The organism is Arenimonas sp. (assembly GCF_035312645.1).
Lineage (GTDB): Bacteria > Pseudomonadota > Gammaproteobacteria > Xanthomonadales > Xanthomonadaceae > Arenimonas.
The window spans coordinates 1-7,042 of the sequence record NZ_DATGBO010000092.1; the positions used below are offsets into that span (position 1 = coordinate 1).

The 7,042-nt window shown below is 63.5% G+C and carries 4 protein-coding genes; 2 read left to right on the forward strand and 2 right to left on the reverse strand.

Annotated features, from left to right (window positions below):
* Positions 1-34 precede the first annotated feature (34 nt).
* Positions 35-3,583: an indolepyruvate ferredoxin oxidoreductase family protein gene (locus VKM35_RS08515; RefSeq protein ID WP_324320388.1), complete on the forward strand. Its 3,549-nt coding sequence runs from the start codon at positions 35-37 to the stop codon at positions 3,581-3,583.
* 237 nt (positions 3,584-3,820) lie between these two features.
* Complete coding sequence (locus VKM35_RS08520) at positions 3,821-5,785, forward strand: LTA synthase family protein (RefSeq protein WP_324320390.1); 1,965 nt, start codon at positions 3,821-3,823, stop codon at positions 5,783-5,785.
* Positions 5,786-5,806: 21 nt separating this feature from the next.
* Here the strand turns inward: VKM35_RS08520 and VKM35_RS08525 are convergent, their stop codons facing one another.
* The gene (locus VKM35_RS08525) at positions 5,807-6,286 is read right to left on the reverse strand and encodes a hypothetical protein (protein ID WP_324320392.1); all 480 of its coding nucleotides are present in this window, start codon (positions 6,284-6,286) and stop codon (positions 5,807-5,809) included.
* Positions 6,287-6,366: 80 nt separating this feature from the next.
* Positions 6,367-6,957, reverse strand: a complete 591-nt coding sequence (gene folE, locus VKM35_RS08530; protein WP_324320394.1) for a GTP cyclohydrolase I FolE — start codon at positions 6,955-6,957, stop codon at positions 6,367-6,369.
* Between the last annotated feature and the right edge of the window lie 85 nt (positions 6,958-7,042).

Genomic DNA, 7,042 nt, shown 5'->3' on the forward strand with positions numbered 1-7,042 from the left:
CCGGTCTTTGTTTCATCTCTGCGCAGGCCTCGCCATGTCCGTTCCCGCCCCCACCGTCGCCACGCCGCTGCTCGACCCGGATTACACCCTCGAGCACAAGTACACGCGCAGCGAGGGCCGCATCTATCTGTCCGGCGTCCAGGCGCTGGTGCGCTTGCCGTTGATGCAGCAAATGCGCGACCGCGCCGCCGGCCTGAATACCGCCGGCTTCATTTCCGGCTATCGCGGCAGCCCGCTCGGTGGGTTCGACCTGGAATTGTGGAAAGCGAAGAAGCATCTCGCGGCATCGAGCATCGAGTTCATTCCCGGCCTGAACGAAGATCTCGGCGCGACCATGGTCTGGGGCTCGCAGCAGACCAACCTGTTCCCGGGCGCGAAATACGACGGCGTGTTTTCCATGTGGTACGGCAAGGGTCCGGGCGTGGATCGTTGCGGCGACGTGTTCAAGCACGGCAATGCGGCCGGCACATCGACGAATGGCGGCGTGCTCGCGCTCGCAGCCGACGATCACGCCTGCCGCTCGTCGACGCTGCCGCATGGTTCGGAGCTCGAATTCGTCAGCGCGATGATGCCGGTGCTCAATCCCGCCGGCGTGCAGGACATCCTCGACATGGGCCTGCTGGGTTGGGCGATGTCGCGTTACACCGGTCGCTGGGTCGGCTTCAAGACGATCGCCGAGACGGTGGAGTCCTCGGCTTCGGTCAACGTCAATCCGCATCAGCTCGACATCCTGCTGCCCGGTGATTTCGACATGCCGGTCGGCGGCTTGAACATCCGCTGGCCGGATCCGCCGCTGGACCAGGAAATGCGCCTGCATCAGTACGCGGTGAAAGCGGCGATCGCGTTCGCGCGCGCCAACCGCATCGACAAGACGATTTTTGATTCCCCGCGCGCGCGCCTGGGCATCGTCACCACCGGCAAGAGCTACCTCGACGTGCTGCAGGCGCTCGAATACCTCGGTATCGACCACAAGGCCGCCGAAGACATCGGCATCCGCGTCTACAAGGTCGGCATGACCTGGCCGCTGGAGCCGGAAGGCATCCGCGACTTCGCCCGCGGCCTCGAGGACATCATCGTCGTCGAGGAAAAGCGCAGCTTCATCGAGTCGCAGATGAAGGAATACATGTTCAACTGGGAGCATCGCCCGAGCATCGTCGGCAAATACGACGAGAGCGGCGAATGGATCCTGCCCAGCACCAACGAACTCACGCCGGCGCGTATCGCCCGCGTGATCGCCAAGCGCCTGTCGCGTTTCTTCACCAGCGAGCGCATCAGCGAGCGCCTCGATTTCCTCGCCGCGAAAGAAAAGGAACTCGCGCTTCCGCGCGCGACCTTCCCGCGCGCCGCGCATTACTGCTCCGGCTGCCCGCACAACACTTCGACGGTGGTGCCGGAAGGTTCGCGCGCGCTCGGCGGCATCGGTTGCCATTACATGGTCACGTGGATGGATCGTAAGACCGACACCTTCACGCACATGGGCGGCGAAGGCGTGACCTGGAGCGGGCAGGCGCCGTTCACCAACGAAAAACACGTGTTCCAGAACCTCGGCGACGGCACCTATTTCCATTCTGGTTCGCTGGCGATCCGGCAGTCGATCGCCGCGAAGGTGAACATCACCTACAAGATTCTCTACAACGATGCGGTGGCGATGACCGGCGGCCAGCCGGTCGACGGCACGCTGACCGTGCCCGATATCGCGCACCAGGTGCGCAGCGAAGGCGTGCGGACGATCGTCGTACTCTCCGACGACATCGAAAAATGGTCGCAGCCGGAGATCTTCCCGAACGGCGTGGAATTCCTGCATCGCGACGAACTCGATGCCGTGTCCAAGCGCCTGCGCGAACTACCCGGCGTCACCATCATCATTTACGACCAGACCTGCGCTGCGGAAAAGCGCCGCCGCCGCAAGCGCGGCAAGATGATCGATCCGCCAAAGCGCACGATGATCAACCAGGCCGTCTGCGAAGGCTGCGGCGACTGCGGCGTGACCTCCAACTGCGTGTCGGTGCTGCCGCTGGAAACCGAATTCGGGCGCAAGCGCGGCATCGACCAGAGCAATTGCAACAAGGACTTCAGCTGCGTGAAGGGCTTCTGCCCGAGCTTCGTGACCGTGCACGGCGGCGGCCTCAAGAAGAAGAAAGGCACGGGCAGCGAAGTGAATTTCGACGTGCTGCCGATGCCGACGTTCAAGTCCGATCTCAGCGAACCCTGGAACATCCTGATCACTGGCATCGGTGGCACCGGCGTCGTCACCATCGGCGCGTTGCTGGGCATGGCCGCACATCTGGAGAAGAAAGGCGGCAGCGTGCTTGACCAGACCGGCCTCGCGCAGAAAGGCGGCGCGGTCACCACGCATGTGCGCATCGCGAAAGATCCGTCCGACATCAACGCCGTGCGCATCGCCGCCGGCGAAGTCGATCTGGTGCTCGGTTGCGACATGGTCGTGGTCAACGATTACTGGGCGCTGTCGAAGATCCGCGCCGACCGCAGCCACGTCGTGCTCAACAGCTACGAGGCGATGCCGGGTACGTTCACGCGCAACACCGAGTTGCAGTTCCCGGCAAACGAGATCATTACTGCGGTGAAGACCGCGCTCGGCGGCAAGGACCCGGCCGTAGTCGACGCCAGCGAACTCGCACTGGCGTTGATGGGCGATGCGATCGCGACCAACCTGTTCATGCTCGGCTATGCCTGGCAGCAAGGCCTGGTGCCGGTGTCGTTCGAGGCATTGATGCGGGCGATCGAACTCAACGGCGCCGCCGTCGAAATGAATCGCAAGGCGTTTGCCTGGGGCCGCCTGGCCGCGCACGATATCGAAACGGTGAAGCGCGCTGCCGGCGTTGTTGCTGCACCGACCGCCGCTTCTTTTGCAGGAACCAGCTCGCTGGCGACCAGCGCCGCCTTCGTCAGCGAAGGCAAACTCGCGAAGTCATTGGACGAAACCATCGCCCTGCGCGCGAAATTCCTCAGCGAATACCAGGACGCGAATTACGCCGCGCAATACACCGGCTTCCTGCAGAAGGTGCGGCGCGCCGAACAGGAACGCACGCCCGGTCTGACCGGCGTGTCCGAGGCGGTCGCGCGCTACGCCTTCAAGCTGATGGCCTACAAGGACGAATACGAAGTCGCGCGCCTGTACACCACCGGCGATTTCGAACAACGCATCCGCGACACCTTCGACGGCGATTTCAAGCTGCACTTCAATCTTGCGCCACCGATGTTCAGCAGGAAGGACAGCAACGGCCACCTGGTGAAGCAGGAATACGGCGCGTGGGTGTTCACCGCGTTCAAGCTGCTCAAGCGCCTGAAATTCCTGCGCGGCGGCGCCTTCGACATCTTCGGCAAGACCGAAGAACGACGCATGGAGCGGCAGCTGATCGTCGACTACCGCAACACCATCGATGAATTGCTGACCAGCCTGGCCGTGTCCAACCATTCGCTGGCCGTCGAGATCGCCCGCCTGCCGGAACACATCCGCGGCTATGGCCACGTCAAGGAAGACCACGTCGGCAAGGTCCGCACGAAGTGGGATGCCTTGATGCATACCTGGCGTGACCCTGCGGCGGAGCGGACAGCGGCGTGACCATGCGCATGCGATGAGAGCAAGCGGCCCGCAGCGATGCGGGCCTTTCTTTTTCGCGTCACCGCTACCCGTACTGCGCGATCCGTGACCCACAAAGCGCCAGACCGTGTCGACAATCACTGTGGCGCCGTCACCCCTGCCCTACAATCCCCGTCCAGACTGCGCCACCGGATCCGCCGGTTTCGTTCGCCTGCTAGCGACGAAGTCAGGAGTCCCGCTGTGACATCGGAAAATCCCTTGTGGCAACGCTTCCGCCCAATCCTGTGGCTGGGCTCGTGTTTCCTGATCATCTCGCTGTTGACGCGATTGGCCTTGCTGATCGCGATCGGTAGCGGCGTTCCGGCCTCGCCGGCGTATTGGGCCACCGCCTTCCTCGTTGGCCTGGGCTACGACCTGCTCACCTTTGTTTATTTTGTTTCGCCGTTGCTGCTGTTGCTCTGGCTGCTGCCGGCGCGCTGGCTGTTGTCGCGCTTCGGGCGCAGTACGGTCGCGCTGCTGTGCCTGGCGATGTTGTTCGTCATGTTGTTCGTGGCGATGGCCGAGTGGACGTTCTGGGAGGAGTTCCAGACGCGTTTCAACTTCATCGCGGTCGATTACCTGGTCTATACCAACGAGGTGATCGGCAATATCCGCGAGTCCTATCCGATCGGCTGGATGCTGGCGGGCCTGGCGCTGGTTGCGCTCACCGGTTTCGCGCTCGGCCGGCGCTTCTGGAAAGCGCAGGACACCGGCACCCGCTTCGTGGGGCGCAGCAAAGTGATGCTGGGCTGGTTGCTGGTCACCGTGCTCGGCACGTTGCTGGTCAGCGGCGACATGAAGGACCGCAGCGGCAACCAGTACGTGAATGAGTTGTCGGGCAACGGCATCTACGAATTCTTCGCGGCGTTCCGCAGCAGCAATCTCGATTACGACCGCTTCTATCGCACCGTGCCGCTGCCGGTGGCCTTTGCCGAACTGCATAACGAACTCGCCACGCCCGATGCGACTTTCGTCAGTGCCGACCCGCAGGACATCCGCCGCGATATCCACAACGCCGCGCCCGAGCGCCGACTCAACGTCGTGCTGATCAGCGTCGAAAGCCTGTCGGCGTTCTATTCGGCAAGCTACGGCGGCAAACCCGGCCTGACGCCGGAACTCGACAAGCTCACCGACCAGAGCCTGTTCTTCAGCCAGCTGTATGCCTCAGGCACGCGCACCGTGCGCGGGCTGGAAGCGCTGGCGCTATCGGTGCCGCCGACGCCAGGCGAATCGATCGTCAAACGCGAGCACAACGAAGGCCTGCCCAGTCTCGCCGACGTGTTCAACGCCAAGGGTTACGACTCGCAGTTCCTGTACGGCGGCTACGGCGCCTTCGACAACATGAACTATTTCTTCGGCCACAACGGCTACCGGGTCTACGACCGCAGCGAGATTCCGGAAGCGAGCATCCACCACGCCAATATCTGGGGCGTCGCTGACGAGGATCTGTACACGCTCGCACTCGCCAAGTTCGACCAGGCGCATGCCGGCGGCAAGCCGTTTTTCGCGCACATCATGACCACGTCCAATCACCGGCCGTATACGTTTCCGGAAAATCGTATCGTCGGCGAACAAGGCCTGCGCGACAGCGCGGTGAAGTACACGGACTGGGCGATCGGCGATTTCATCCGGCGCGCGCGCAGCAAACCATGGTTCGACGACACCGTGTTCGTGATCACCGCCGACCATTGCGCGTCCAGCGGCGGCATCGCGCAATTGCCGGTGTTCCGCTATCACATCCCGCTGTGGATCTATGCGCCCAAACACATCGCGCCGGCGCGCGTGGATCGAATGATCGCGCAGATCGACATCGGCCCCACCGTTCTCGGCCTGCTTGGCATGGACTACCGCAGCCATTTCTACGGCGTCGACCTGTTCCAGCTGCCGCGCGGCCACGAGCGTGCCTTCATCGGCAACTACCAGCGCCTGGGTTATCTGCGTAACGATCAGCTGATCGAACTCGCGCCACATCGCCACATCGATGCGGTGCGGCCGCAATACCTGCAGGATCTGCCGCAGGCGAGCCTGGCGGTGGACAGGCAGCTTGAACTGCAGGCGGTCAGTTACTACCAGACGGCGAGCTATCGCTTCAGCCATGGCCTGATGGCGCCGGCGGCGCAGCCATCGACACCATCAACAATAAAGAGCAAGCCGGCGACGGGCAGCGCCACCGCCACGCACTAAGGCGGATATCGGGCGCCGCGCTTATTCGCTGGCGGCGCCCTGATTCTTCAACACCTGCTCGGCCATCCAGACTTCGCCGTTTTCGATCAACTCAATCGGCGTGAGTTGCCAGCCGGTGAGCACCATCACTTCGCCGACGCTGAATTCGAGTTGTTCCTTGGTGAAACTGCGGGTGCCGGCGATCACCGCTTCGAGCACCGCGCGGCTGGGCATCGGCGCAGTCATCTCGGCTTCCTTGGCGGCGGTCGCCGCGGCAGGATCGAGCGTGCCGTGCGTGGCCAGCCAGCCGATACGCGCCAGTGCCGCCTGTTGCGCATCCTTCGCGTCGCTGCCTTCCGGTGCCGCCGCGGCCAGCGCCTTTTGCAAGGTGTTGAGTTGCCCGGCGACCTTCATGCGCGCGAGATTGGCGGCGTCGCGCGCGTGTTCGGCGTCTTCGACATCCTGACGGGCCTGTTCGAGCTGCGCCTGGAGGGTCTGCACGGTGAGGTCGGGGGTAGCCATTGCGGTGATGATATTCCGGAAGCGTTGGTCTGATGGATGCCCGGTCAAGGATGCGACGCGACCATGACCGTTTTCGCGGGTCAGCGTCCCGGCGTCATGCCGATGAACTGCAGGAATTCCCCGCGCGTGCGCGCGTCTTCGCGGAAGGCGCCGATCATCTTCGAGGTGACCATGCTGACGCCGCGCTTGTGGATGCCGCGCGTAGTCATGCATTCGTGCGCGCCTTCGACCACCACCGCGACGCCGCGCGGTTGCAGCACGTGCTCGATACAACGGGCGATCTGCGCGGTCATCTTTTCCTGCACCTGGAAACGCCGCGCATAGGTTTCGACCACGCGTGCGAGCTTGCTGATGCCGACCACCTTGCCGTCGGGCAGATAGCCGACATGCGCCTTGCCGATGATCGGCGCCATGTGGTGCTCGCAATGCGATTCGAATTCGATGTCGCGCAGCACGATCATTTCGTCGTAACCGGCGACTTCCTCGAACGTGCGCGCGAGGTACTCCGCCGGGTCGTCGGCATAACCGGAAAACCAGTCGCGATACGCCTCGACCACGCGCTTGGGCGTGTCGAGCAGACCTTCGCGAGCGGGATCCTCGCCAGCCCAGCGCAGCAATACACGGACGGCGGCTTCGGCCTCGGCGCGATCGGGTTGGTCGCTCATGCGGATCTCCTGTTCAATGTTGGATGCTACGCGCCACGAAGGTCATCGCCTACTCGCCGCGGGTGACGCGCCAGGCGACGAAGCCGCCGAG

Bases quoted from the DNA above. Each gene is read 5' to 3' on its own strand.
- VKM35_RS08515 (WP_324320388.1), top strand. From the start codon at position 35: ATGTCCGTTCCCGCCCCCACCGTCGCCACGCCGCTGCTCGACCCGGAT.
- VKM35_RS08525 (WP_324320392.1), bottom strand. From the start codon at position 6,286: ATGGCTACCCCCGACCTCACCGTGCAGACCCTCCAGGCGCAGCTCGAA.